Source organism: Citrobacter sp. Cb041 (assembly GCF_030336655.1).
Taxonomy (GTDB): domain Bacteria; phylum Pseudomonadota; class Gammaproteobacteria; order Enterobacterales; family Enterobacteriaceae; genus Citrobacter; species Citrobacter braakii.
Map to the genome: position 1 here is coordinate 33,984 of NZ_JAOWDD010000015.1, position 24,273 is coordinate 58,256.

Below are 24,273 nucleotides of genomic sequence, written 5' to 3' on the forward strand. Positions count from 1 at the left end.
ATTAAACCTCGTCCACGGAATGGCCTTTCAGCGCGCTACGGACGGATTTGTCCATACGGCGAGCGGCGAATTCCTGGGTTTGTTTGTCTACGTTTTTAATGGCTTGTTCTATCGCGTCAACATCGTCACCCTGTGCTACCTCGCTCAAATGCGCAGCAGCGGTGTCGATAGCCTGACGTTCTGCGGCGCTTAACAGCGCGGCATCAGCGTTCAGCGCACCGGATAAACTCTCCAGTACGCGTGCCGCTTCGACTTTCTGTTCTGCCAGCATACGAGCTTTAACGTCCTGCTCGGCAAAACTCATCGAATCCTGAATCATGGAGGCGATTTCACTGTCGGTCAGACCGTAGGACGGTTTGACCTGAATCGAGGACTCAACGCCGGTGGATTTCTCCATAGCGGTGACGCTCAGCAGCCCATCAGCATCGACCTGGAAGGTCACGCGGATATGCGCGCCGCCTGCCGGCAACGCCGGGATACCGCGCAGCGCAAAACGCGCCAGTGAACGACAGTCCTGCACCAGCTCACGCTCGCCTTGCATCACGTGAATGGACATCGCGGTTTGGCCATCTTTAAACGTGGTGAAGTCCTGCGCACGCGCCACCGGGATAGTAGTGTTACGCGGGATCACTTTCTCCACCAGACCGCCCATGGTTTCCAGTCCCAGAGACAGCGGGATAACGTCCAGCAGCAGCATTTCGCTGTCCGGTTTATTCCCGACCAGAATATCCGCCTGGATTGCCGCACCGATAGCGACCACTTTGTCCGGGTCGATAGAGGTCAGCGGCGTACGGCCAAAGAATTCACCGACGCGTTCACGTACCAGCGGCACGCGCGTTGAACCACCGACCATTACCACTTCCAGCACATCCTGCGGCTCAACGCCCGCATCTTTCAGCGCACGGCGGCAGGCCAGCAGCGTACGTTTAACCAGTGCGGAAATGAGTTCATTAAAGGTTTCACGGGTGATTTCACCCTGCCATCCCGCCACGTTAACCGTCACAGAATCGGCGTCGCTGAGTGCGATTTTCGCTGCAATCGCGGCATCCAGCAGTTCGCGCTGTACGCGGTTATCGCTGCGATCGGCAACGCCCGCCTGCTCGCGAATATAGTCGGCCAGCAGATGGTCAAAATCGTCGCCGCCCAGCGCGGAATCACCGCCGGTCGCCAGCACTTCGAACACGCCGCGACTCAGGCGCAGAATAGAAATATCAAAAGTACCGCCGCCAAGGTCATAGACCGCGATCACGCCTTCCTGACCGGAATCCAGGCCATAAGCGATCGCCGCAGCGGTCGGTTCGTTCAGCAGACGCAATACGTGCAGGCCCGCCAGACGCGCGGCGTCTTTCGTCCCCTGACGCTGTGCATCGTCAAAGTAAGCCGGAACGGTGATCACTACGCCATCCAGTTCGCCGGACAACGATTCGGTTGCCCGCGCGGCCAGCGCTTTCAGAATGTCAGCGGATACGCGCACCGGATTAAGCAAACCGGCAGCGGTTTCAATCATCGGCAGGCCGTTTTCGCTCGCCTGGAATGAATAAGGCAGATGTGGGTAGCGCGCCTGGATATCCGCCAGAGAGCGGCCCATCATGCGTTTTACCGAGCTGACGGTGTTTGCCGTATCCAGCGCAGCATTGGCGCGGGCATCGTAACCGACCGAGTAGCCCTGCTGCTGATAGTGAACCACTGACGGCAACAGGTGGCGACCTTCATGATCTGCCAGCGTTTCGGCCTGGCCGCTGCGTACGGTCGCAACCAGGGAGTTGGTGGTGCCTAAATCGATACCGACCGCCAGACGACGCTGGTGCGGCGCGGCGCTCAGACCAGGCTCACTAATTTGTAATAAGGCCATTTTCGCTTCCGGAAATTAAAAATCGAGCAGTTTTTCTTCGAGTTGTTCTGCACTGCTTCGCAGTTTATCGAGAAAACGCAGCTTACGCACGGTATCTGCCGCTGCGTCCCACGTCTCGCTATCCAGCTGTTCCACCATCAGTTGATGGCGAACGTTGTACATTTCGCTGACGCGTTGCATAAACGCATCCAGCCGTTGATTGTCTTTTGCCTGTTCAATCTCGTCCAGCTCTTCGCGCAGCTCCAGTTGTTCCATCAGAAACGCGGTATCGCGCACCGTGTGCTGCTCGCTGCGGATATCAAAGCCGTGTAAAGACAACAAGTATTCGGCGCGCATCAAAGGATGACGCAGCGTTTGCCAGGCCTGGTTGATAGTGGCGGACTGCGAAACCGCAGCAAGTTGTTCCGCCTGAGAACCGCTGGCGAATTTATCAGGATGATACTGACGTTGCAGATCCTGAAAACGTAGGCTCAGCGCCTGAGTATCGAGCTGATAACGGGCCGGTAAGCCAAAGAGGGTGAAGTAGTCCATAACATTCTCAGGGCATCGATTCTCTGTTGTTCGATGAGGCAAAACCAGAGAGTCAGGTAAAACAAACCCCACGCGCAGGCGACCACGGTGGGGTTATCAGTAAGCGCGTTACACGTGGAAGCTTTCGCCGCATCCACATTCGTCTTTCACGTTCGGGTTAGTGAACTTAAACCCTTCGTTCAGACCTTCTTTGACGAAGTCTAACTGCGTACCGTCGAGGAATTGCAGGCTCTTACCGTCGATCACGACTTTTACACCTTTGTCTTCAAACACGGTATCTTCAGCCGCCGGCTCGTCAACAAATTCCAGTACATAAGCCATACCTGAGCAGCCGGAGGTTCTCACGCCCAGACGCAGACCAAACCCTTTACCGCGGTTTGCCAGGAAGGTATTTACACGCGCTGCTGCACTGTCGCTTAAGGTAATCGACATAATAAAACCTCAACTCTTAATTATTTTGCTTCACGTTTGCTTTTGTAATCCGCAATCGCGGCTTTAATCGCGTCTTCAGCCAGAATAGAGCAGTGAATTTTCACCGGTGGCAGTTCAAGCTCGTCGGCGATATCGGTATTTTTGATCGCCTGTGCTTCGTCCAGAGATTTCCCTTTTACCCATTCGGTAACCAGAGAGCTGGAGGCAATAGCGGAACCGCAGCCGTAAGTCTTGAAACGCGCGTCTTCAATGATACCCTCATTGTTGACTTTGATCTGCAACTTCATCACGTCGCCACAGGCCGGTGCACCCACCATGCCGCTGCCCACGTTCTCGTCGCTGTTGTCAAAAGAGCCCACGTTACGTGGATTCTCGTAATGATCGATTACTTTTTCGCTGTAAGCCATGATGAATTCTCCTTATCGGTACCGATTAGTGATGTGACCATTCAATACTGTTCAAATCCACGCCCTGTTTGAACATTTCCCACAGCGGAGAAAGGTCGCGCAGGCGGCCAATGGAGTTGCGAACCAGATTGATGGCGTAGTCAATCTCTTCTTCGGTAGTGAAACGACCTAAAGAGAAACGAATTGAGCTGTGTGCCAGCTCGTCGGTCATCCCCAGCGCGCGCAGTACGTAGGATGGCTCCAGGCTTGCAGAGGTACATGCAGAACCGGAGGACACAGCCAGGTCTTTCAGCGCCATAATCAGCGACTCGCCTTCAACAAAGTTGAAGCTAACGTTGAGAATGTTCGGTGCGCCCTGCTCGAGGTCACCATTGAGGTACACCTCTTCCATATCTTTCACGCCGTTCCACAGACGGTTACGCAGAGTGCGCAGGCGCGCCATCTCGGTTTCCATCTCTTCTTTGGCGATACGGTAAGCTTCACCCATCCCAACGATTTGGTGCACAGGCAGCGTACCGGAACGCATACCGCGCTCGTGACCGCCGCCGTGCATCTGCGCTTCAATACGAATACGCGGTTTACGACGAACGTACAGCGCGCCGATACCTTTCGGGCCATAAATTTTGTGGCCGGAGAAGGACATCAGGTCAACTTTCAGTTGGCTCAGATCGATAGGCAGTTTGCCCACGCTCTGGGTTGCATCAACGTGATAGATAATGCCGCGAGCACGGCACATTTCGCCGATGGTTGCGATATCCTGTACCACGCCGATTTCGTTGTTAACGTGCATGATGGAGACCAGAATGGTGTCGTCACGCATTGCCGCTTCAAGTTCTTTCAGGTCGATAATGCCATTACGCTGCGGGGCGAGGTAGGTCACTTCAAACCCTTCGCGCTCCAGCTGACGGCAGGTGTCCAGCACGGCTTTGTGTTCGGTTTTGCTGGTGATGATGTGCTTGCCTTTTTTCTGGTAAAAGTTGGCTGCACCTTTAATCGCCAGGTTATCGGATTCCGTCGCACCGGAAGTAAAGACGATTTCACGCGGATCGGCACCGACCAGATCAGCGATCTGATTGCGGGCGATATCTACCGCCTCTTCAGCTTGCCAGCCGAAACGGTGTGAACGGGAAGCTGGGTTACCAAAGTTTCCGTCCAGGGTCAGACACTGCATCATTTTCTCGGCAACACGCGGGTCCACCGGCGTGGTTGCGGAGTAGTCGAGATAGATCGGTAATTTCATTGCTCTATAAACTCCGTACATCGCTTCAATGCAAGGAACCAGGCAACCGGCTGGATGTACGACCGAGTTAACGGGGCGTCTGGCACCCCGGCCTGATTCTGAAATACTTTTTACGCTTCATCTTTCTGGCTGCCTTGATGCAACCAGAAGATATTGCGTAATTTTTATTAGGCACGCAGTTTGACGTCGATAGCGTCTTGCGTGCGGGTACTGCGTGGAGCGTCATGTGTGTGCTGGCGACCAGACACATCCAGGACTTCCTGATTATTCACCAGTTCGCCCAACGTAATGTTGTTGAGGAAACCGGTCAGACGATCGCTCAGATCGCGCCACAGCGCGTGGGTCAGGCATTTATCGCCGCCCTGACAACCGCCTTTGCCCTGGCAACGGGTCGCGTCTACAGACTCGTCAACAGCGCTAATCACTTCACCTACTGCGATGCTGCCGGCATCTTTACCCAGCAGATACCCGCCGCCTGGTCCACGTACGCTGGAAACCAGACCGTTTTTACGCAAACGGGAAAACAGCTGCTCCAGATATGACAGGGAAATTCCCTGACGTTCAGAAATATCAGCCAACGGTACCGGGCCCGTTTCGGAGTTGAGCGCAACGTCCAACATTGCGGTCACGGCATAACGCCCTTTTGATGTCAGTCTCATGTCTTACTTAGCCTCAAACTCGCCCCTGCCCGGGGTTTTTTATTGTAAAATGGGGGTATTGCATAGCAGGGGCAAGTCTGACATTCCCGACTAAATCAGTCAACTATTTACTTGACTAATTTAGTCAGGTATTTAACCTTCAGTGCCATTTTCATTTACCGGATGGCGCTTCGCTAATCCGGCCTGGAAATCGTGCAGCCATCCGGTACCAAGACGCTTACTTGCCTTTATTCTGCTGCTCTATAGAAGCTAAAATTCCGCGCAAAATGTTCAGCTCCTGGCTCTCAGGACGCGCACGAGTGAACAGACGGCGCAGCTTGTTCATCACCTGCCCCGGATGTCCTTCGCGGATAAACCCAGTCGACAGCAGCGTTTGTTCCAGATGACCGTAAAAACGCTCTAAATCATCGACCAGCGGATACTCAGCTTCTTCGTATTCTGCGGTCTTGTCGCTTTCCTGCGTTGCCAGCCAGGCCATGCGAACTTCATAAGAGATGACCTGCACCGCCATCGCCAGGTTGAGCGAGCTGTATTCCGGGTTTGCGGCAATGGCGACGTGATAATGGCACTTCTGCAGCTCTTCGTTGGTCAGGCCAACGCGTTCACGTCCAAACACCAGCGCCACCGGCGAGTTCGTTGCTTCAGAGACGCTTTTTAAACCGCATTCACGCGGATCCAGCATCGGCCACGGCAGCGTACGGGAGCGCGCACTGGTACCCACCACCAGGCTGCAACCCGCCAGCGCTTCATCGAGAGTATCGACGATCTGCGCGCTGCCGATCACATCGCTGGCACCTGCCGCCAGGGCGATGGCCTGGGAGTCCGGTTTAACCAGTGGATTTACCAGCCACAGATTAGTTAAACCCATGGTTTTCATTGCGCGGGCCACAGAGCCCATGTTGCCAGTGTGAGAGGTTTCCACCAGCACGATTCGAATATTTTGCAGCATTGTATTTCTTCGGCTAAAGATTATTCGGGCATATTATCATAAAACGAAGACATATTCCGAACTCGCTGCTATACTCTGCGCCGTTTTCCCGTTCTTTAACATCCAGTGAGAGAGACCGATGCATCCGATGCTGACCATCGCCGTGCGCGCAGCGCGCAAGGCGGGTAATGTAATTGCCAAACACTACGAAACGCCAGACTCTGTAGAAACCAGCCAGAAAGGCAGCAATGATTTCGTGACTAACGTCGATAAAGCCGCCGAAGCGATTATTATCGAAACAATTCGCAAATCTTACCCACAGCACACCATCATCACCGAAGAAAGCGGTGAGCATGTTGGTGAAGATCAGGATGTTCAATGGGTTATCGATCCACTGGATGGCACCACCAACTTCGTAAAACGTCTGCCGCACTTCGCGGTTTCCATCGCAGTACGCATTAAAGGCCGTACTGAAGTCGCCGTTGTTTACGATCCAATGCGTAACGAACTGTTTACCGCAACCCGCGGCCAGGGCGCACAGCTGAACGGCTACCGTCTGCGTGGCAGCACTGCACGCGATCTGGACGGCACAATCATCGCCACCGGTTTCCCGTTCAAAGCGAAACAGCACGCCGCGTCTTACATGAAAATTCTTGGCAAGATGTTTACCGAGTGCGCTGACTTCCGCCGCACAGGTTCTGCTGCGCTGGATCTGGCTTACGTTGCCGCTGCACGTGTTGACGGTTACTTCGAAATCGGTCTGAAACCATGGGATTTCGCCGCAGGTGAGCTGATTGCTCGTGAAGCAGGCGCACTGGTTTGCGACTTCACCGGCGGTCATAACTACATGGCGACTGGCAACATCGTTGCAGGTAATCCGCGCGTAGTGAAAGCCATGCTGGCTAACATGCGTGACGAACTGAGCGACGCGCTGAAGCGTTAATTCAGTACAGCCCGGTGGTGTCATGCTTACCGGGCTTACGTGTTGATACAGGCCGGATAAGGCGAAGCCGCCATCCGGCTTTGATTAAAACGGTCTAATCCCTCGCCCCACCGGCACCGCGCTCACCCACATCACTACCGCAGCAGCAATCAGCACCGCACCACCGGCTAATGCCAGCGTCGTCCAGCCAATCTGTCGCCACAGCACCGGCGCTTTATGTCCGCTAAGTCTCACCGCCAGCGAGCGGAAACTGTGTACCAGCAAAGCCAGTGACGTAATGGTCAAAGAGGTTCCTGCCGCCATCGCCAGCGCCGACGCCATGCCCCAGCTAAAAACGCCAACCACTTTGCTAAACAGTAAAACCATAATTGCCCCGGAGCATGGCCGCATTCCCATAGACAAAACGATCATCAGCCGGGCGCGCCAGTCATCACCGCTTTGCAGCTGTTCAGGATCAGGCAAATGCTGATGCCCACAGCCACATCCCTCGTGATGCACATGGTGCGGCGTGAAGGCGATAAATTTCGGGCGACGCAGCAACTGGCGCAATTTCTTCAGCGCACGGACGCACAATAAAACGCCCAACACGCCAACCAGCGCGTAACTCCCTTTCTCCAGCCAGAAACTACTCATATGTAGCTGTCGTGCAGGCAACTGCAAAATGGTGAGCACCACAACCACCAGCCCGATGGCGACCAGTCCCTGTAATAAAGATGAGGCCAGCGTCAGGCCAATACTCGACCTCAGCTTCGAGGGATGCGTTGCCAGCCAGGTGGTAATGACGACTTTTCCATGTCCTGGTCCCAACGCATGCAGCACACCATAAAGAAAACTAAACAGCAGCAGCGATCCCCCGGCCTGGGCCGGATTGGCGGCAACGGCTTTCAGCAAACCGCTCATCTGCTGGTTAACGTCGCGCTGCCAGACGACACTCTTCATCATCACCTGCGGCCAGGCCTGCCATAGCCACAGTATGCCGACTGCAGCCAGCAGTAAAAACACCGCCAGCGGCCATAGCGTGAGCCAGCGGCGTCTGGCGGCGCGTTGTTGATAAACTACGGACATTGCAGCGTCACCGTCTGTGCAAACTGTTTACCCAACTCCATATCCTCCGGCGGTGCGTCTTCTTTATCCAGCGACTGCGCAAAGCTCAGCATTTGTTCATTCGGCGTCGGCGTATGTACTGAAATACGGCATTGCTGACTTATGGCCTGCGCCAGCCAGGCATCGCTGTCTTTGTCATAGCTCATATCAACGTAGTAGGTGGGGTCGAAGGTTGAAATGGTATATTTTTGACCGCTCAGCGGCTGAGCTTCTGCCAGCGGCAACACGAACGTCAGCACTGCCTGATGTTCTTCACGCTCCATGCCATATTCCGTCGGCCTGTTTTTAAACTTTACCTTTTTCCCGTCGTGCCACACTTCGGTGAAATAGTGCTGCCCGAGGACGTTGGCCATCACTTCTGCCGCCAGTTTTTTCCAGATCTCATCACCAGGCTTGGCATTTCCCGCATCGTAAAGCAGATCTGCCGAGGTGATTTCATCCATCGTCCAGCGCATTTTTAGCGCGACGAACTGGTCATTCTCGCTCACTATCTCGGTTTTCAAATGGATAAAGCTGTGGGGATGCGCACCTGCGCCAAAGGACAGGATCGCGAGAAACAACGTCATAATGATACGTTTAACGCCTTGCATGAGTTCTCCACGAGAAAAATCTACACCGCCACAAATAATGATGCTGTGTTTGGCGAAAGTGTGCTGAGGATACCATTGAACGAAAAAATGTTGAGCCCCCTTTTCCGGTATCGATTCAGTTCTCAATTTCAACAATTTCTTCTTCAGCAACATCCTCTCAAATACCTTTTCGTCGCCACAACTTAAGTAAAATGATAACAATTTGTTAATTTATGGTTTCATTTTAATGTTTTGTTAACACTGAATTTAAATTCTTGAGTGTATCTCCGTGTAAATTTAACCAATATTTAACCATTTATTTTCCATAAAATTACAATAATGGGCATAGATCACATTCATCAAACTTGTGATTCATTCCCTCTTCCATTCGTTGTTAACTTCACGCCGTGACATGTCCTGCCCCCTACGAAAGGTACAACTATGAAATTCAAACTCGCATTACTCAGTGCAACCCTGGTTTCTGCATGCATGTTGTCCGGCACGTCCTTTGCGGCGGAAAAATATGAAATTGCTGTGGTTGCCAAAGTCACCGGGATTCCGTGGTTCAACCGGATGGAAACCGGTGTTAATGAAGCAGCAAAAAAACTGGATGTGAATGCTTACCAGACCGGGCCTTCCACGCCGGATCCGGCACAGCAGGTCAAAGTGATTGAGGATCTGATCGCCAAAAACGTCAACGCCATCATCGTGGTACCGAATGACGCCAAGGTCCTTGAGCCAGTACTGAAAAAAGCGCGCGATAAAGGCATTGTCGTTCTGACGCACGAATCCCCGGATGAGCAAATTGGCCAATGGGATATCGAAACCATCGATAGTGAAAAATACGCGCAGGCCAACGTCGATGAGTTAGCAAAAAACATGGGCGGCAAAGGGGGTTACGCCATCTATGTCGGTTCACTGACGGTGCCGCTGCATAACGCGTGGGCGGATTATGCAATTAAGTACCAGAAAGAAAAATATCCGGAAATGTTTGAGGTCACTTCACGTCTGCCGGTCGCGGAAAGCATCGATAAATCCTACGCCACGACGCTGGACCTGATGAAAACCTATCCACAGATGAAGGGCATTATCGGTTTCGGCTCGCTGGGTCCAATCGGGGCGGGTCAGGCTGTGCAGAAAAAACGCGCCAAAGATAAAATCGCCGTCGTCGGGATCGCAATGCCAGCACAGGCTGCACCTTACCTGATGCGTGGTGATATCAAAAAAGCGCTGCTGTGGGATCCAAAAGACGCGGGCTACGCGCTGGTAACGGTTGCCGATCAACTGTTGCAGGGCAAAGAAGTTAACGCCGACCTGAGTATCGATGGTTTAGGGAAAGCCGATATCGACACGGAGAAGAAAGTGATCCGCTTTAACAAGATCCTCGAAGTCACCAAAGACAACGCACAATCACTTGGTTTCTAAGGCTTTAGCTAACACCAGGGAACCTTAACGCCGGCCGTCTGGCCGGCGCTATCAACCAAACTAACACTCAGCGTCCATCCGGGCGCTCGCAGGGGTATTGTCCATGGCAGACACCACCGCATTTATCACTCTTGAGAATATCAGCAAACAATTCCCGGGCGTGCTGGCGCTGGATAACGTGAATCTGACGCTGAGAAAAGGCGAAGTTCACTGTCTGGCGGGTCAAAACGGCTGTGGTAAAAGTACCATTATTAAAGTGATCTCCGGAGTTTATCATCCGGAAAAAGGCGCGCAGATTTTACTCGATGGCAAATTGTTCCATCACCTGACGCCGCAGCTCTCTTCCCATTATGGCATTCAGGTTATTTATCAGGACCTGTCGTTGTTCCCTAACTTTAGCGTCGCGGAGAATATCGCGGTCAACCGCTATCTGCCCGGTGGCGATATCTGGGTACGTCGTGGCGCCATGAAGCAGCAGGCGCTGGCAGCCATGAAGCGCATCGGTGTGAACATCGATCCCGATAAAAAGGTTGAAAAACTCTCGATTGCCGACCGACAACTGGTCGCCATTTGCCGGGCGATTGCCGCCGACGCGCGTCTGGTGATTATGGACGAGCCCACCGCCTCACTAACCCGTCAGGAGGTTAATGGCCTGCTACGGGTCGTTAACGAACTAAAAGCTGCCGGAATTTGTGTAGTGTTTGTTAGCCACCGTCTGGATGAAGTGATGGAAGTGGCTGACCGCATCAGCGTGATGCGCGACGGCAAACTGGTGGGCACTTATCCTGCCAGCGAACTCGACAGCCACGAGCTGGCTTTCCTGATGACCGGACAACGCTTCCACTATAGCCCGCTGCCGGAAAGACCCGCTATTGAGCAAGAGCCCCTGCTGGAGCTGCGCAACCTCAGCCGCAGAGGCAAATACCAAAACATTAATCTGTCGCTGCACGGCGGCGAGATTGTCTCCATTGTGGGCCTGCTGGGCGCCGGACGCACCGAACTTTGTCTGAGCCTGTTTGGCATGACGCACCCAGAAAGCGGTGAGATTCGCATTAACGGCCAGCCGGTCACTCTTCGCAATAACCATGATGCCATCAAACATGGGATCGGCTACGTCTCAGAAGATCGCCTGACGCAGGGGCTGATCATGGAGCAGTCGATCTACGACAACACCATCGTCACGGTGTTTGATCAACTGCATACCGGCAGCGGCCTGCTCGATCACCGTAAAGCGCAAAAGCTGGTCGCCGACTTGATCCGCGAGCTGAATATCAAAGTGTCCGATCCACACCTGCCGGTTAAAACCCTTTCCGGCGGTAATGCCCAGCGTATCGCCATTGCCAAATGGGTGGCGACTAATCCCCGCATCCTGATCCTCGACTCCCCTACCGTGGGCGTAGATATCGCCAACAAAGAGGGTATTTACCAGATAGCCCGCGATCTGGCGGAACAGGGTATGGCGGTGCTGATGATTTGCGATGAAATCCCGGAAGCGTATTACAACAGCCACCGCGTGCTGGTGATGCGTCGCGGCAGGCTGGTGGCGGAATTTAATCCTCATCAGTGCCGTGAAAAGGAGATTGCTGAAGTGGTCGAGGTAATCAATGAATAAGATGCATCTCTCCCGTTTAATCGGGCAACATGAGTTTTGGCTGGGCCTGCTGGTTGTGGCCCTTGCCGTTGGGCTGAGCATCAGCACCGATGAGTTCTTGTCTTTGGGGAACCTGACGGATGTGGCTACCAGCTATGCGATTCTCGGCATCCTTGCCTGCGGGCTGTTTGTGGTACTGATTTCCGGCGGGATCGACATCTCATTTCCGGCGATGACCGCGATAGCCCAGTATGCGATGGCCAGTTGGGTTATCGGCCACGGCGGCAACTTCGCGCTGGCGTTAATCATCGCGATTGCGGTGGGTCTGCTGCTGGGACTTATTAATGGCTTCCTGGTCTACTGGCTGCGCGTTCCGGCCATCATCATTACCATCGCCACTTTGAACGTTTACTACGGTCTGCTGGTGTACGCCACCAAAGGCACCTGGCTGTACGGCTTTCCAGACTGGTTTATGAACGGCATCAATTGGTTCTCGTTCACCGCGGCGGATGGCTACGACTACGGCTTGACACTGCCTCTGCTGTGCCTGGCGGCTGTGATCATCTTTACCGCCGTGCTGATGAACTATACCCGTCTTGGCCGTCAGGTTTACGCCATGGGCGGTAATCGTGATGCGGCTTCGCGCCTGGGGCTGAATCTGCTGAAGCTGCATTTCTACGTGTATGGCTACATGGGTATTCTGGCAGGCGTTGCCGCCGTGGTTCAGGCGCAAATCACCCAGTCAGTTGCGCCCAATTCGCTGCTCGGCTTTGAGTTGACGGTACTGGCGGCGGTCGTGCTCGGCGGAACCAGCATGAGCGGCGGACGCGGCACATTAATCGGAACCCTGCTCGGCGTGGTCCTGCTGGCCTTCTTACAAAATGGCCTGACGCTGCTCAGCGTCTCCTCTTACTGGCACACCGTGTTCAGCGGCGCCATTATCCTGGTCAGCATTAGCGCCACGGCCTGGAACGAAAAACGCAAACTGGCAAGGGAGCTTTGAGATGAAAACAATCGCCAGATTTTTACCCGGTGATGCCATCATTCGTCTGCAATGCGTCATTATTGTGGTCGTCGCCCTGGTCTTCTCGGCCCTGCTCGGCAGTCGTTTTTTCAGCGTCGCTAACTTCCAGTCGATTGGCTCGCAGCTGCCGATCCTTGGCATGCTGGCCCTCGGGATGGGCATGACCATGCTGACCGGCGGCATAAACCTGTCGATAATTGCAGGAGCGAATGCCTGCTCGCTGGTAATGGCGGCGATTATCGTCACCCATCCAGATAACCCGCTGTTTCTGGTGCTGGCGCTGCTGGCAGGCGCTGCCGTGGCGGTCGCAATCGGTACGCTCAACGGCGCGCTGATCGCCTGGGTCGGGGTTTCGCCGATTCTCGCCACGCTCGGCACGATGACGCTTATCTCCGGGCTGAATATTCTGCTTTCCAATGGGACAGTGATTTCCGGTTTCCCGACCGCCATTCAATATCTTGGTAACGCCACGATTGCCGGTATTCCGGTAGCGCTGCTGCTCTTTTTCCTGGTGGCAATCCTGCTGTGGGTACTGCTGGAGCACACCACGCTTGGGCGCAGTCTGTATCTCGTGGGTTCCAATGAACAGGCTACCCGCTACAGCGGCGTAAATACCGTCCGGGTACAAATTTCCGTGTACGTGATTTCTGCCCTGCTCGGCTGGGTCGCCGCCATTCTGATGATGGCGAAATTCAACTCGGCAAAAGCCGGATACGGTGAGTCATACCTGCTGGTCACCATCCTTGCCTCCGTCCTCGGCGGCATCAACCCGGATGGCGGTTTCGGGCGCATTATCGGCCTGGTACTGGCGCTGATTGTGCTGCAAATGCTGGAAAGCGGCCTTAACTTGCTGGGGGTGAGCAGCTATCTGACGATGGCGCTGTGGGGCGCGGTGCTGATCCTCTTTATCGCATTACAGAATCGTAAAGCCTGATTTCAGGAGAAAAAATTATGGCAAGTTACTTTATTGGTGTGGATGTCGGAACCGGAAGCGCCCGTGCCGGCGTGTTTGATCTCAACGGCAGAATGGTCGGCCAGGCCAGTCGGGCTATCGAGATTTACCGCCCGCAGGCCGATTTTGTTGAGCAGTCTTCCGATAACATCTGGCAGGCGGTGTGTAACGCGGTTCGCGATGCGATTAACCAGTCAGATATCAACCCAATCCAGGTGAAAGGTCTGGGCTTTGACGCTACCTGCTCACTGGTGGTGCTGGATAAAGAAGGTAAACCGCTGACCATCAGCCCGTCCGGGCGCAGCGAACAGAACATCATTGTGTGGATGGATCACCGCGCCATTACCCAGGCTGAACGCATTAACGCCCTGCATCATCGGGTGCTGGACTACGTTGGCGGCATTATCTCCCCGGAAATGCAAACGCCAAAGCTGCTGTGGCTGAAGCAGCATATGCCCAATACCTGGGCCAATGCGGGTTACTACTTTGATCTGCCCGATTTTCTGACCTGGCGCGCAACAGGCGATGACACACGCTCATTGTGTTCGACAGTGTGTAAATGGACCTATATGGGCCATGAAGACAAATGGGATGCCAGCTACTTCCGCCAGATTGGGCTGGAAGACCTGCTGGAACATGATGCTGCCAAAATTGGTCGCTACGTGAAAACCATGGGCGAACCGCTCGGTCACGGGCTGTCCGCGCGCGCCGCCAGCGAAATGGGACTGATTCCGGGGACCGCGGTCAGCGTCTCGATAATCGATGCCCACGCCGGCACACTCGGTACGCTCGGCGCAAGCGGTGTTTCCGGCGAGGTGGCGGATTTTGACCGTCGTGTCGCGTTAATTGGTGGCACCTCCACCGGACACATGGCGATTTCCAAAGAGCCGCGTTTTATCGGCGGCGTCTGGGGCCCTTACTACTCAGCCGTACTGCCGGAATACTGGCTCAATGAAGGCGGGCAGTCAGCAACCGGGGCGTTAATCGACCACGTTATTCAGTCGCACCCGTGTTACGAAACCCTGCTGACGCAGGCTAAGTCTCAGGGGCAAACCATTTATGAAGTGCTGAATGCGCTGCTGCGCAAAATGGCTGGTGAGCCGGAAGATATCGCCTTTTTGACCCGTGACATGCACATCCTGCCCTATTTCCACGGCAACCGCTCGCCGCGCGCTAACCCCACGCTCACGGGAGCAATCACCGGACTGAAGTTGTCCCGCACGCCGGAAGATATGGCGCTCCAGTACCTCGCAACCATCCAGGCCATTGCGCTGGGAACGCGCCATATCATTGAAACGATGAACCAAAGCGGCTACACCATCGATACGATTATGGCCAGCGGCGGCGGGACGAAAAACCCGATCTTCGTTCAGGAGCATGCCAACGCCACCGGTTGCGCCATGCTGCTGCCTGAAGAGAGCGAAGCCATGCTGCTGGGCGGCGCGATGATGGGGACTATCGCCGCAGGCGTGTTCGACACGTTCCCGGAAGCGATGTCGGCGATGAGCCGGATTGGTAAAACGGTCACCCCCCAGACCAATCGCATTAAGCAGTACTACGATCACAAATATCGGGTATTCCACGAGATGTATCAGGATCATATGAAATACCGCCAACTGATGCAGGAGGACGCATGAGTGACTCCTGGTCTCAGGCCACCGGCGTATTTCAGCTCTATAGCGATGCCCTCGCAGGTCTGGGACAGCATCTGACTGAACCGGTCTGGCAGTCGCTAATGGCGGAGCTGCGCGGTTGCAAGGGGAAAATCGTCGTCACTGGCGTCGGTACATCCGGTATTGCTGCGCGTAAAGTCGCGCACATGCTCGCCTGCGTGGAACGTCCGGCGATTTACCTCAACGCGACGGATGCGGCGCATGGCGATCTCGGTTTTTTACGCGCCGACGACCTGGTCATTATGCTATCACGCGGGGGAAATTCGGATGAACTCACCCGACTGCTGCCCGGACTGGCTGCGAGAAATGTGCCCATCCTGAGCGTGACTGAAAACGCCGACTCAGCCATTGCTAAAGCGTCAAGGCTGGTGATTTCCACCGGCGTCCAGCGTGAGGCCGACCCGTTGAACATGTTGGCTACCACCTCAATTTTACTGGTCCTGGCTATCTTTGACGCCGCCTGCGCCTGTCTGATGAGCGAAAGCGGTTACTCAAAAGAGACGCTATTGTCTGTACATCCTGGCGGTGATGTGGGATTAACGCTGAGCCGCGAGCAGTAACACCAGACCGCGCATTTCCACTCGTCTTCTCAACCCGTCACCCTCAGGCGGGTTTTTTTATGTCTCAATAGAAGATAAAACAGTGAAAAAGCCAGTTAACGCGCTGCGTTCCACTCCCGCTATCTGTTCCGCACGTTAAAAATTCTGTGACGCTCTCCAGCATTCCTGGTGGAAAGCATTCCATTCTCCAAATCTATGAGCAAACTTTAGCTATTCTTATCAAACATACTTACGGGAGATCCTACAGATGATGTCAACGCTTGCTCCACCATCTGTACTTTCCGCTCCCCAGCGCCGTTGCCAGGTGCTGCTGACGCTTTTCCTGCCAGGGCAAATCGCTACAGCTCAAACCTTCAGTAGCCTCAATGGCGTTGATGATGCCACTGTTGAGGAAGATATTATTGGCGCAGGACTCGAAATCCAGCGCTATCACCGGCTCGCGATTACCACCGCGCTGAATGGCGGCTATACGATCGAAGGGACCCCGCTAAATCAGCGCCTGTGTCTGTTGCAGTGGCTGCGCCGCGGTCTGCGGATCTGCCCGACTTTTATCGCCCAGCATTTCACACCCGCATTAAAAATGGCGCTGAAACAACAAGGTATCGCGCGTACGCTGTATGACGACACCAATCTGCATGCGCTCATTAATCTGTGCTCCCGGCGCTTGCAGAAGCCGTTTGAGTACCGTGACATCCAGTTCCTGCGCCTGTATTTACAGTATTGTCTGCTACAGCATCACGCGGGAGTCACCCCGGAATTTAATCCGCTCCAGCAACGCTGGGCGCAATCCTGCGCAGAGTATCCGCTCGCTGAGGAAATTGGCCGCCACTGGCAGCGCCACGTCATGCAGAGTGCGCCGCCGGGCGAATCGCTGTTTATGGCGTTGCTGTTCTCAATGCTCCGTATCCCCGACCCAGTGCGCGATAACCACCAGCAGGATCGTCGCCTGCGCCTTGCTATTGCACGGCTGGTGCTGCGTTTTCGCGAGTATGGCAATGTGCGCTTCAGCGATGAGCAAGGACTGAACGATCAGCTGTATATTCACCTTGCCCAGGCGCTTAACCGCAGCGTGTTTGCCATTGGCATAGATAACACGCTGCCGGAGGAGTTCAGCCGACTTTATCCCCGTCTGGTTCGTACTACCCGCGAGGCGATACATGGCTTCGAAGCGGAGTACGATGTGCAGTTTTCAGAAGAAGAGATCGGGCTGGTCGCCGTTATTTTCGGTGCCTGGCTGATGCAGGAGAAGGATTTGCACGAGAAGCAGATTATCCTGCTGACCGGCAACAATGAACAACTTGAAGCGCATATTGAGCAACAGCTGCGCGAACTGACGCTGCTGCCGCTCAACGTAAAACATATGCCGATGCAGGACTTTCAAAAACAGGGTACACCGCGCGGAGTCACGCTGATTATTACGCCGTATACCACGCCGCTGCCGCTGTTTTCTCCGCCGTTGATTCATGCGGATTTGGCACTTACGCCGCATCAGCAGCAGCAGATCCGCAAAATCCTCGAATCATAACGTTGCAGGCTGCGCCACCACCTTCGGGCGCAGAAAGATTGCCGGTAGCGCCACCAGCGCCATCACCCAGAATACGCCGTTGCCCAGATTCTGGTACAGGTAGCCTGCGAATACGGTCATGATGGCGATGCTGCCGCCCATCGCCACCGCAGAATACACCGCCTGCAAACGTATCACTTCGCTGCCCTGGCGCGTCGCGATATAGCGCATTGCCGCCAGGTGGCAGACGGTAAAGGTTCCGCAATGGAGGATTTGCACCACAATCAGCCACGGTAGCTCAGTGCTCCAGCCCATCAAACCCCAACGTGCCACGCCGCAAACAGCGGAAAGCAGCAGCAAATCGCGCGCGCTAAAGCGGCGGAATAGCTTGTGACTGAGCGCAAAAATAATCACTTCCGCCACCACGCCTAATGACCACAAATAGCCCACCGCCGAAGCGGAATATCCGGCAGACTGCCAGTAGATGGCGCTGAACCCGTAATAAGCGGCATGCGCACCTTGCAACAGACTCACACAGGCCAGAAAACGCCAGCTTTGGGTTATCAACGCACGCCAGGCGGGCCATCCCGCGCTCTCCTGCTGACGGTTTTCCCCTGCTGGCTGCACGCTCGGGCGGATCATCATCCCCAATAGCATCGACGCGACGCCAAGCGACAGCAGGACCAGGATCACCCGATAGTCAAACAGGCTCACCAGCTTACCGGTCAGCGCGGAGCCAATCACAAAGGCAACGGATCCCCACAGCCTTACCCGACCGTAGTCCATGGTTATCTGTTTTTGCCAGGTGTTGGCCAGCGCGTCGGTCAACGGCACCAGCGGCGAGAAAAACAGGTTAAAGCCGACCATCACCACCATCAGCCACGCCACGTTGGTGCCTGCCCAGAAGGCCAGCGCAAACACCAGCGTCAACAGGGCCAGAATACGTAAAGCGGAGATCAGACGAGAGGGATCGCTTACGCGCGGCGCAATCAGCAAACTGCCGAGAAAACGGGCAATCAGCCCCGCGCCCAGCAGTAAACCGATGGTTTCCGGCGTCAGCCCCAGCCCTTCGAGCCAGACGCTCCAGAAAGGCAGAAAAATACCGTAGCTAAAGAAGTAGGTGAAATAACCGAGCGCCAGCCAGCGCGTGGAATGCAAAGCCATGAATCCCTCCCGTTTGGAGGCGATAGTCTGGCGACAAACGCAGGCTGGCGCAAGAGAGCATTAACAGGCAGATAACATGATTTTGCCCTATTCGACGCAAATCTGCATCGCAAAATGGCAGCGTTCTCCCTGCGCTAAAACCTGCAATCCCGGCTGCCCCTGCATGTGGTGGGCATTCACCGGATGCGTTTGCGGCTCCAGGCACAAGAACTCCTCACCCGACATTCTGAACAGCATCAACCATGGAGTTTGCGCTAAAATCGTGACTTTCATCACATCTCGCTGAATAACGGCCCGCCCGCTCCAGCCAGAATATCCAACGTTCAGCCAGCTATCCTCGCCGTATTGCGCATACATGAAATCCGCCGCTGGAGGGATTTCACGTTGCCATTCCAGCGGCAGATGCTGTTCCCCCTCCGGCCAGTAGCCGCCGGTGGTGAATTGCGCCGTGCTGTGCTTATCAAAAGCGAAAAACGGATGGAACCCACAGCCATAAATCATCGGCTGTTCACCGCAATGGGTGAGCGTCAACGAGACGTGCAGGCTTGAGGTTTCCAGTTGATAGCAAAGTTGCGCCGTATAGTCATAGCCACAGGGATGCCAACTGCGCAACTGCAGCAAACAACCGCTTTGGGTCACGGTGATAACCTGCCAGCGTTGCAGCCAGCCGTCACCGTGCAGGAAAAAGGTGTCATCTGCGCCATGTTGAGGTAACACCACCTCTTCACCGCGCAGCATAAAACGATTTCCCGCCACCCGATTCGCGACCGGCAGCATCGGGAACAGGCCGCAATCACCGGGCTGCTGACCATGACCTTCGCGTAAAATTGCCTGTTGATGTTGTAACGAAACCAGACTTAATAGCGAACCGCCCTGCGGATCTACGCACATCCGCAGATGTGCGTTTTGTAGCATCAGCAGACCATCCATTAGCGAGCGCTTCGTTGTTGGGCTGATGCGCCAACTTTCGTATGCTGCGCCGCCAGTTGCTCTTCCAGCGCTTCCAGCGTCACGCCTTTGGTTTCCGGAACATTACGCAGAACATACATGAATCCCATCGCGCAAATCACACCGTACAACAGGAAGCTTCCCGACGCGCCCAGACTCGCATTGAGCAGCGGGAAAGAATAGGTCAGCAGGAAGCAGGCAATCCACAGCGCTAGCGTACCGAGCGACATCGCCAGCCCGCGGACGCGGTTAGGGAAAATTTCAGACAGCAGCACCCAGGTCACCGGGGCCAGCGTCAGGGCATAAATAGCGATCGCCGCCAGCACCAGAACCAGAACCGGCCAGCCCATAATGCCCAACCCGTACGCCCCGGCAATCAGCATATAGATAACCGTTAATCCTGACGCCCCGAACAACATCAGTTTACGGCGACCAATTTTGTCTACTAACGGCAGAGCGGCAAGGGTAAAGACCAGATTGATGATCCCTGTCGCCACGATCGATTTTAACGTACCGTTGATGTCGAATCCGGCAGAGGCGAAGATCTCCTGCGCATAGTTGAAAATAACGTTGATCCCACACCACTGCTGGAACACTGCCAGCACCATTCCAATAATCACGATCGGTTTGATCTGCGGTTGTAACAGCGTTGACCACGCGACCTTGTGATTATCTTTTTGCAACGTATGTTCAATCTCTTTCAGCGTTTGACCAGCATATTCCGCCGAACCAATGCGCTGCAGCATGGTACGCGCACGATCGGCTTTGCCTGCTTTCACCAGCCAGCGCGGCGATTCAGGTACAAAGAACATCAGCACCAGGAAAATTATCGCGGGCACTAATTCAGCGCCAAACATCCAACGCCAGCCCGTCTGACCGTTCCAGCTTTCCACAATCGCCTGCTGCGTAGCGCCTGAGGCTACAGGTTCGGCAATCATCAGGTTAATAAGCTGCGCCGCCAGTACGCCAATCACGATAGTGAGCTGGTTAACGGCAACAAAGCGCCCACGCTTTTCAGCCGGGCTAACCTCGGCGATATACAACGGGCTTAGCGCAGACGCCAGACCAATCCCCACGCCTCCAACGATGCGATAAACAATAAACATGTCGAAATTACTGGCGACGGCAGTTCCCCAGGCAGAAGCGCTAAAGAGGATCGCCGAGAGAATCAGCGGCATCTTTCGGCCAAACTTATCGGCGCACCATCCGGAAATCAGCGCGCCAAAGATACAACCGACCAAAGCCGAACTCATCGCCCAGCCGGATTGCGCCGGATCGGTAATCGAGAAATAGGCTTCATAGAAGGGTTTTGCCCCACCGATCACCACCCAGTCATAGCCAAACAGTAAACCACCGCAGGCCGCAACCAGGCAGATAGTCCAGACGTAACCAATCTTTAAATGTGTCTGCGCGTTATTCATTATGATTCCTCTTTCAGGGAAACGCAGGGGACAGTAGGTTTCGGGTGAGGTTGCCCCCACCCATTTCGGGTGTTACTGGAAAAGCCTTACGTTAATGGCGTGACGCAGCAGTAATGCCTTGTCATGCGCCGGATTGAGTTGCAGGAGTACGTCAAGATCGCGCTGGCAAGCAGCACTATTTCCCAACCCCAGATGCCCGAGCACACTGATAAACAGGCAGTGTTGCTGGTGTTTTGCTTGTGCTGAGGTATCCAGCACCACCAGATCGGGTAGCGATACGGCAAAGAAATCGACATCCGGGACATTGTCGCGATGCGATTCAACCCATTGCAGGAAGCTATTAAACAGAGCGTTCGCCTGAGCATCATCGCCAAGTTTTCTCTGCGCCATACCCTGCCAGAAGAGATAATCCACAGGCTGGTCGTTGTAGTAACGGCCGGCATCCAGTGTGCTACCGCCGCGCGTCGCACGGGAGAAGTAACGCTGGGATTCATCAAAACACCCCTGCTGCTGCGCGCAATGTCCCAGTAAATACCAGATATCGTTATCCGTTTGTCCGGGTAAACGCCCCTCCCCGAGGTTTTGCGGGTAGTTCAACGCCTGTTGCAACTGCGCGATGGCGGTTTGCGGGTCGCCGGACTGAATGGCAGCCAGCGCACGATGCATCTGATTCAGCAGATATTGCCCAGTGGCTTTGCCTTCACCACCTTCCCACGGATGGAACACGCGCTCACGTAATACTGCTGCGGCATCGTCGTAACGCCCTAATCCATTCCACAGACTGAGCAGTTCCACCGTCAGATCGTCACGATGGAAGACAATCTCTTTGCTGGCTTCCAGTCGCTGCAGGCGCAGCTCAGCCGGTTGCGCCATCAGCTTCTTGAGATAGTCGAGTTCAAACAGGAAACGGGCATTTTGCGGCTCCAGTGCCACGGCCTGCGACAGATACTGCATCGCCTGCTGCGCATCATGCAGTTTGTTCCAGGCATAGATCCCCAGTAAGCGGTGTACAGGAGCGAAATCCGCTTCCTGCGCAAGGGTAAACTGCCAGCAGGATACCGCTTCGGCATAACGCCGTTTGCTGTACCAGAAACAGCCAAGTAAATAGCGGGCAAAAGCGCTCTGTTCGAGGGTTTGCAGCATCTGCACTTCATCCAGCGTATTGGGGAAACGAACGCGGTTTTGCAGGCATTCGCGGGCACGTTCGATGAAGGGTTGTGGGTTGTCACTTAGCGAGGCGCGCCACAGCATAGGCAGCGTTTCCTGGCTGTCGAGCAGTTCCAGCACGCCACGGGCAGCATCCTTTTGCCCCAATGAGATCAGCCAGCCTGCCAGTTCACACGCGTTGGTACCGCGCCGCCCGGTAATCGAGATCAGCGCTTGTGCCGTCGCCTCGTCCTGACAGATGGCCCAGCGCGCATAGTGCAGGGTGTAGCTCAGAGGATAATCAACCAGCTGTTGGCGAATGTAGTCCAGGGCTTGCGGAATGCGATCAAGTTTTGCCAGCGCCAGCGCTTTCAGTCCCATCGCCAGGTTATTACTGCCGTTAAAGCGCAGGCTCTGCTCGACCTTTTCCAACGCGCCAACGTAGTCCTGACGCTTCATCGCCAGACGCGCTAACGACCAGAAAGCCGCATCCCGACAGTTGCCGCTCCAACTGGCCTTATAATAATTATCCCAAGCGCTGTCATTGTCGCCCTGACGTTCCTGTGCGGCGGCCAGCAGCATGCTCGCCTCGCCATCACGCGGATTTTTATTGAGCTTATGCGCCCGTTCCAGCGCCTTACCCGCACAATGCGCCGCCAGCGCCCAGTCCGCGCGGTTTAGCGCCAGCGTCCCCAGGGCCACATTATTGCGGTAATCCAGCGGATCAACATCCAGCGCGCGGCGATAATAATCTTCAGCATAGCGGCTGGCATGGTTGTACTGCTCCAGATGCTGACCAATAAAATAGAGTTCATCGGTATTAGAGAGTGCTTCTGGCTGTGCTGGCGCGACGGCCGCCGAAGGCAGCGGTAACTCTTGCGCGATGTGCTCTTCGTACTGCAAAAGCGTAGCACCATCGGCGTTAGTGACGGTCATTGTCACCCGGGTATGGCCATTGTCTGACACATCAGCCAGCCAGCTCTGTCCCGGCTCCAGAGTGAGTGTATTTTCATAGAATGGCTGCCCGTGTGCGGCAAGCGTAACCTGAACATCGCGTAACGGCGCAATCGCATAAATGCCCACAGAAAGCTGGCGACTCTCACGCACCAGACGAAGCGCCAACTGCGTGCTGGCGTTTTGCACCATACCCAGTTCGCTGTAAGGCAGGAAGTTTTGCACGAAGACTTTCTCTTCGTACGGCGCAAGCCAGGTGAAATCCGGCTGGTTATCGGTAAAGACCCCGGTCATAAGTTCGATATACGGACCGTTGTCATCAGTGAGATTACGATCCCAGGCAACGCCAAAGTCGCCATAACCCCAAGTCCACTGTTTTTTCCCTGGCGAAACGTGGTGATCGGCCACATGCAGCAACCCACCGCGCTCGCCGTGATGCCAGGCACCAACAAAATCATAATCAGATTTTTCAGCCATATAGGAGGTCGGCACTGGTACGTTTTTGTAGCGCGAGATATCCACGCCAGCCGAATAGTCCACTTTGTAGTATGTGCCGGTGGCGATGGGAAACGCAGAGACATCGCGCTTACCGTGGTCGAATACCGCCGTCACATCCGGTGGAAACACGCTTTGGTGATCGTCGCCGCCCTTCACCGCCGGATTCGCCCACCATAAGAAGTGGCGCGGGGTAGCGTTACCGTTAAAAACCTTCCCGGTTATCTCGATCAACGCGCGATCCGGATACAGCGTGAATCCGGTCATGACCTGTAAACCACGCATGGGCTCTACCTCGCCCATCCAGACGGTGTATTCGCCCTGCTCACCCTGCTGTTTCGTAAAATCCACCGGCATAAAGGTGGTCGGGCGATGATGTTGCGGCCAGTTAAACTCAATGCCGCCAGAGATCCACGGCCCAAGCAGACCGACCAGCGCAGGTTTTACCACTTCGTTGTAGTAGACGAAGTCGCGCTGCTGCACTTTGTCATACGCTCGATGAATGCGTCCGCCTAACTCCGGCAGCAGCATGATGCGAATGAAGTCATTCTCCATCCATACCGCCTGATAGTCGCGCATTTCACGTTTGCCGGTCAGCGTATCAATCACGCCATAGGGATAAACCGCTCCTGAAGACCCCTGATAAACTCGCTTTTCCAGAAACATTGGGTTGGCGTCTTCTTCACCCGCTGTCCACGTGGGGAGGGTGATCGTTTCCTGCCAAACTTTTACTGAACCGTACATGCCGCGC

The 24,273-nt window shown here is 54.8% G+C and carries 21 protein-coding genes; 8 read left to right on the top strand and 13 right to left on the bottom strand.

All coding sequences use genetic code 11. The features are described from left to right. Position 1: 1 nt before the first annotated feature. The 7 genes from hscA to trmJ all read right to left on the bottom strand — a co-directional run bounded on the left by hscA (position 2) and on the right by trmJ (position 6,070). The gene (gene hscA, locus OGV52_RS00885; protein ID WP_016157138.1) at positions 2 to 1,852 is read right to left on the bottom strand and encodes a Fe-S protein assembly chaperone HscA; all 1,851 of its coding nucleotides are present in this window, start codon (positions 1,850 to 1,852) and stop codon (positions 2 to 4) included. A 15-nt stretch (positions 1,853 to 1,867) separates the two neighbouring features. Next, positions 1,868 to 2,383, bottom strand: a complete 516-nt coding sequence (gene hscB / locus OGV52_RS00890) for a co-chaperone HscB (RefSeq protein ID WP_016154008.1) — start codon at positions 2,381 to 2,383, stop codon at positions 1,868 to 1,870. A gap of 108 nt (positions 2,384 to 2,491) precedes the next feature. Beyond that, entirely contained in the window at positions 2,492 to 2,815 is a 324-nt protein-coding gene (iscA, locus tag OGV52_RS00895; RefSeq protein WP_003835203.1) for an iron-sulfur cluster assembly protein IscA, read from the bottom strand. Positions 2,816 to 2,835: 20 nt separating this feature from the next. Further along, the gene (gene iscU, locus OGV52_RS00900) at positions 2,836 to 3,222 is read right to left on the bottom strand and encodes a Fe-S cluster assembly scaffold IscU (protein WP_002913991.1); all 387 of its coding nucleotides are present in this window, start codon (positions 3,220 to 3,222) and stop codon (positions 2,836 to 2,838) included. A 25-nt stretch (positions 3,223 to 3,247) separates the two neighbouring features. Continuing rightward, the gene (iscS, locus tag OGV52_RS00905) at positions 3,248 to 4,462 is read right to left on the bottom strand and encodes a cysteine desulfurase (RefSeq protein WP_016154009.1); all 1,215 of its coding nucleotides are present in this window, start codon (positions 4,460 to 4,462) and stop codon (positions 3,248 to 3,250) included. Between the two features lie 167 nt (positions 4,463 to 4,629). Continuing rightward, positions 4,630 to 5,121, bottom strand: a complete 492-nt coding sequence (iscR, locus tag OGV52_RS00910) for a Fe-S cluster assembly transcriptional regulator IscR (RefSeq protein ID WP_005120405.1) — start codon at positions 5,119 to 5,121, stop codon at positions 4,630 to 4,632. A 217-nt stretch (positions 5,122 to 5,338) separates the two neighbouring features. Then, positions 5,339 to 6,070, bottom strand: coding sequence for a tRNA (cytosine(32)/uridine(32)-2'-O)-methyltransferase TrmJ (gene trmJ / locus OGV52_RS00915; RefSeq protein WP_016157139.1), 732 nt, complete (start codon positions 6,068 to 6,070; stop codon positions 5,339 to 5,341). Between the two features lie 118 nt (positions 6,071 to 6,188). Here trmJ and suhB point away from each other — a divergent pair, with 118 nt between their 5' ends. Then, entirely contained in the window at positions 6,189 to 6,992 is an 804-nt protein-coding gene (gene suhB / locus OGV52_RS00920; protein WP_046275219.1) for an inositol-1-monophosphatase, read from the top strand. 84 nt (positions 6,993 to 7,076) lie between these two features. Here suhB and OGV52_RS00925 read toward each other — a convergent pair whose 3' ends face one another. After that, a complete protein-coding gene (locus OGV52_RS00925; protein ID WP_049041547.1) occupies positions 7,077 to 8,057 on the bottom strand; it encodes a nickel/cobalt transporter in 981 nt (326 codons plus the stop codon). Continuing rightward, complete coding sequence (locus tag OGV52_RS00930) at positions 8,048 to 8,686, bottom strand: DUF1007 family protein (RefSeq protein ID WP_019077386.1); 639 nt, start codon at positions 8,684 to 8,686, stop codon at positions 8,048 to 8,050. The genes OGV52_RS00925 and OGV52_RS00930 overlap by 10 nt, the downstream gene beginning before the upstream one ends. A 420-nt stretch (positions 8,687 to 9,106) precedes the next feature. Here OGV52_RS00930 and OGV52_RS00935 point away from each other — a divergent pair, with 420 nt between their 5' ends. From OGV52_RS00935 to csiE, 7 genes are all read left to right on the top strand, one after another. Further along, on the top strand, positions 9,107 to 10,090 hold the full coding sequence (locus OGV52_RS00935; protein ID WP_003037665.1) for an autoinducer 2 ABC transporter substrate-binding protein: 984 nt from the start codon (positions 9,107 to 9,109) through the stop codon (positions 10,088 to 10,090). Positions 10,091 to 10,193: 103 nt separating this feature from the next. After that, complete coding sequence (locus OGV52_RS00940) at positions 10,194 to 11,702, top strand: sugar ABC transporter ATP-binding protein (RefSeq protein ID WP_287107946.1); 1,509 nt, start codon at positions 10,194 to 10,196, stop codon at positions 11,700 to 11,702. Next, entirely contained in the window at positions 11,695 to 12,684 is a 990-nt protein-coding gene (locus OGV52_RS00945; protein WP_287107947.1) for an ABC transporter permease, read from the top strand. The genes OGV52_RS00940 and OGV52_RS00945 overlap by 8 nt, the downstream gene beginning before the upstream one ends. A gap of 1 nt (position 12,685) precedes the next feature. Further along, positions 12,686 to 13,639, top strand: a complete 954-nt coding sequence (locus OGV52_RS00950) for an ABC transporter permease (protein ID WP_003037658.1) — start codon at positions 12,686 to 12,688, stop codon at positions 13,637 to 13,639. 17 nt (positions 13,640 to 13,656) lie between these two features. Next, the gene (locus OGV52_RS00955) at positions 13,657 to 15,294 is read left to right on the top strand and encodes an FGGY-family carbohydrate kinase (protein ID WP_086504419.1); all 1,638 of its coding nucleotides are present in this window, start codon (positions 13,657 to 13,659) and stop codon (positions 15,292 to 15,294) included. Further along, entirely contained in the window at positions 15,291 to 15,890 is a 600-nt protein-coding gene (locus OGV52_RS00960; protein WP_287107948.1) for a KpsF/GutQ family sugar-phosphate isomerase, read from the top strand. The genes OGV52_RS00955 and OGV52_RS00960 overlap by 4 nt, the downstream gene beginning before the upstream one ends. A 247-nt stretch (positions 15,891 to 16,137) precedes the next feature. Beyond that, positions 16,138 to 17,415 carry a stationary phase inducible protein CsiE gene (csiE, locus tag OGV52_RS00965; RefSeq protein ID WP_047416449.1) on the top strand — a complete coding sequence of 426 codons (1,278 nt, stop codon included), beginning with the start codon at positions 16,138 to 16,140 and terminating at the stop codon, positions 17,413 to 17,415. Here the strand turns inward: csiE and OGV52_RS00970 are convergent. From OGV52_RS00970 to OGV52_RS00985, 4 genes are all read right to left on the bottom strand, one after another. Continuing rightward, a complete protein-coding gene (locus tag OGV52_RS00970; protein ID WP_019077391.1) occupies positions 17,410 to 18,558 on the bottom strand; it encodes a 3-phenylpropionate MFS transporter in 1,149 nt (382 codons plus the stop codon). The genes csiE and OGV52_RS00970 overlap by 6 nt on opposite strands. A gap of 87 nt (positions 18,559 to 18,645) precedes the next feature. Continuing rightward, the gene (locus OGV52_RS00975) at positions 18,646 to 19,488 is read right to left on the bottom strand and encodes an aldose 1-epimerase (RefSeq protein WP_046275224.1); all 843 of its coding nucleotides are present in this window, start codon (positions 19,486 to 19,488) and stop codon (positions 18,646 to 18,648) included. Next, positions 19,488 to 20,927, bottom strand: a complete 1,440-nt coding sequence (locus tag OGV52_RS00980) for a sugar porter family MFS transporter (RefSeq protein WP_287107949.1) — start codon at positions 20,925 to 20,927, stop codon at positions 19,488 to 19,490. Before OGV52_RS00980 ends, OGV52_RS00975 begins: the two co-directional genes overlap by 1 nt. Before the next feature lie 72 nt (positions 20,928 to 20,999). Beyond that, the gene (locus OGV52_RS00985) at positions 21,000 to 24,266 is read right to left on the bottom strand and encodes a DUF5107 domain-containing protein (protein WP_287107950.1); all 3,267 of its coding nucleotides are present in this window, start codon (positions 24,264 to 24,266) and stop codon (positions 21,000 to 21,002) included. Positions 24,267 to 24,273 lie beyond the last annotated feature (7 nt).

Coding starts and splice junctions, on each gene's coding strand:
- hscA (WP_016157138.1), bottom strand. CDS start 1,852: ATGGCCTTATTACAAATTAGTGAGCCTGGTCTGAGCGCCGCGCCGCAC.
- hscB (WP_016154008.1), bottom strand. CDS start 2,383: ATGGACTACTTCACCCTCTTTGGCTTACCGGCCCGTTATCAGCTCGAT.
- iscA (WP_003835203.1), bottom strand. CDS start 2,815: ATGTCGATTACCTTAAGCGACAGTGCAGCAGCGCGTGTAAATACCTTC.
- iscU (WP_002913991.1), bottom strand. CDS start 3,222: ATGGCTTACAGCGAAAAAGTAATCGATCATTACGAGAATCCACGTAAC.
- iscS (WP_016154009.1), bottom strand. CDS start 4,462: ATGAAATTACCGATCTATCTCGACTACTCCGCAACCACGCCGGTGGAC.
- iscR (WP_005120405.1), bottom strand. CDS start 5,121: ATGAGACTGACATCAAAAGGGCGTTATGCCGTGACCGCAATGTTGGAC.
- trmJ (WP_016157139.1), bottom strand. CDS start 6,070: ATGCTGCAAAATATTCGAATCGTGCTGGTGGAAACCTCTCACACTGGC.
- suhB (WP_046275219.1), top strand. CDS start 6,189: ATGCATCCGATGCTGACCATCGCCGTGCGCGCAGCGCGCAAGGCGGGT.
- OGV52_RS00925 (WP_049041547.1), bottom strand. CDS start 8,057: ATGTCCGTAGTTTATCAACAACGCGCCGCCAGACGCCGCTGGCTCACG.
- OGV52_RS00930 (WP_019077386.1), bottom strand. CDS start 8,686: ATGCAAGGCGTTAAACGTATCATTATGACGTTGTTTCTCGCGATCCTG.
- OGV52_RS00935 (WP_003037665.1), top strand. CDS start 9,107: ATGAAATTCAAACTCGCATTACTCAGTGCAACCCTGGTTTCTGCATGC.
- OGV52_RS00940 (WP_287107946.1), top strand. CDS start 10,194: ATGGCAGACACCACCGCATTTATCACTCTTGAGAATATCAGCAAACAA.
- OGV52_RS00945 (WP_287107947.1), top strand. CDS start 11,695: ATGAATAAGATGCATCTCTCCCGTTTAATCGGGCAACATGAGTTTTGG.
- OGV52_RS00950 (WP_003037658.1), top strand. CDS start 12,686: ATGAAAACAATCGCCAGATTTTTACCCGGTGATGCCATCATTCGTCTG.
- OGV52_RS00955 (WP_086504419.1), top strand. CDS start 13,657: ATGGCAAGTTACTTTATTGGTGTGGATGTCGGAACCGGAAGCGCCCGT.
- OGV52_RS00960 (WP_287107948.1), top strand. CDS start 15,291: ATGAGTGACTCCTGGTCTCAGGCCACCGGCGTATTTCAGCTCTATAGC.
- csiE (WP_047416449.1), top strand. CDS start 16,138: ATGATGTCAACGCTTGCTCCACCATCTGTACTTTCCGCTCCCCAGCGC.
- OGV52_RS00970 (WP_019077391.1), bottom strand. CDS start 18,558: ATGGCTTTGCATTCCACGCGCTGGCTGGCGCTCGGTTATTTCACCTAC.
- OGV52_RS00975 (WP_046275224.1), bottom strand. CDS start 19,488: ATGGATGGTCTGCTGATGCTACAAAACGCACATCTGCGGATGTGCGTA.
- OGV52_RS00980 (WP_287107949.1), bottom strand. CDS start 20,927: ATGAATAACGCGCAGACACATTTAAAGATTGGTTACGTCTGGACTATC.
- OGV52_RS00985 (WP_287107950.1), bottom strand. CDS start 24,266: ATGTACGGTTCAGTAAAAGTTTGGCAGGAAACGATCACCCTCCCCACG.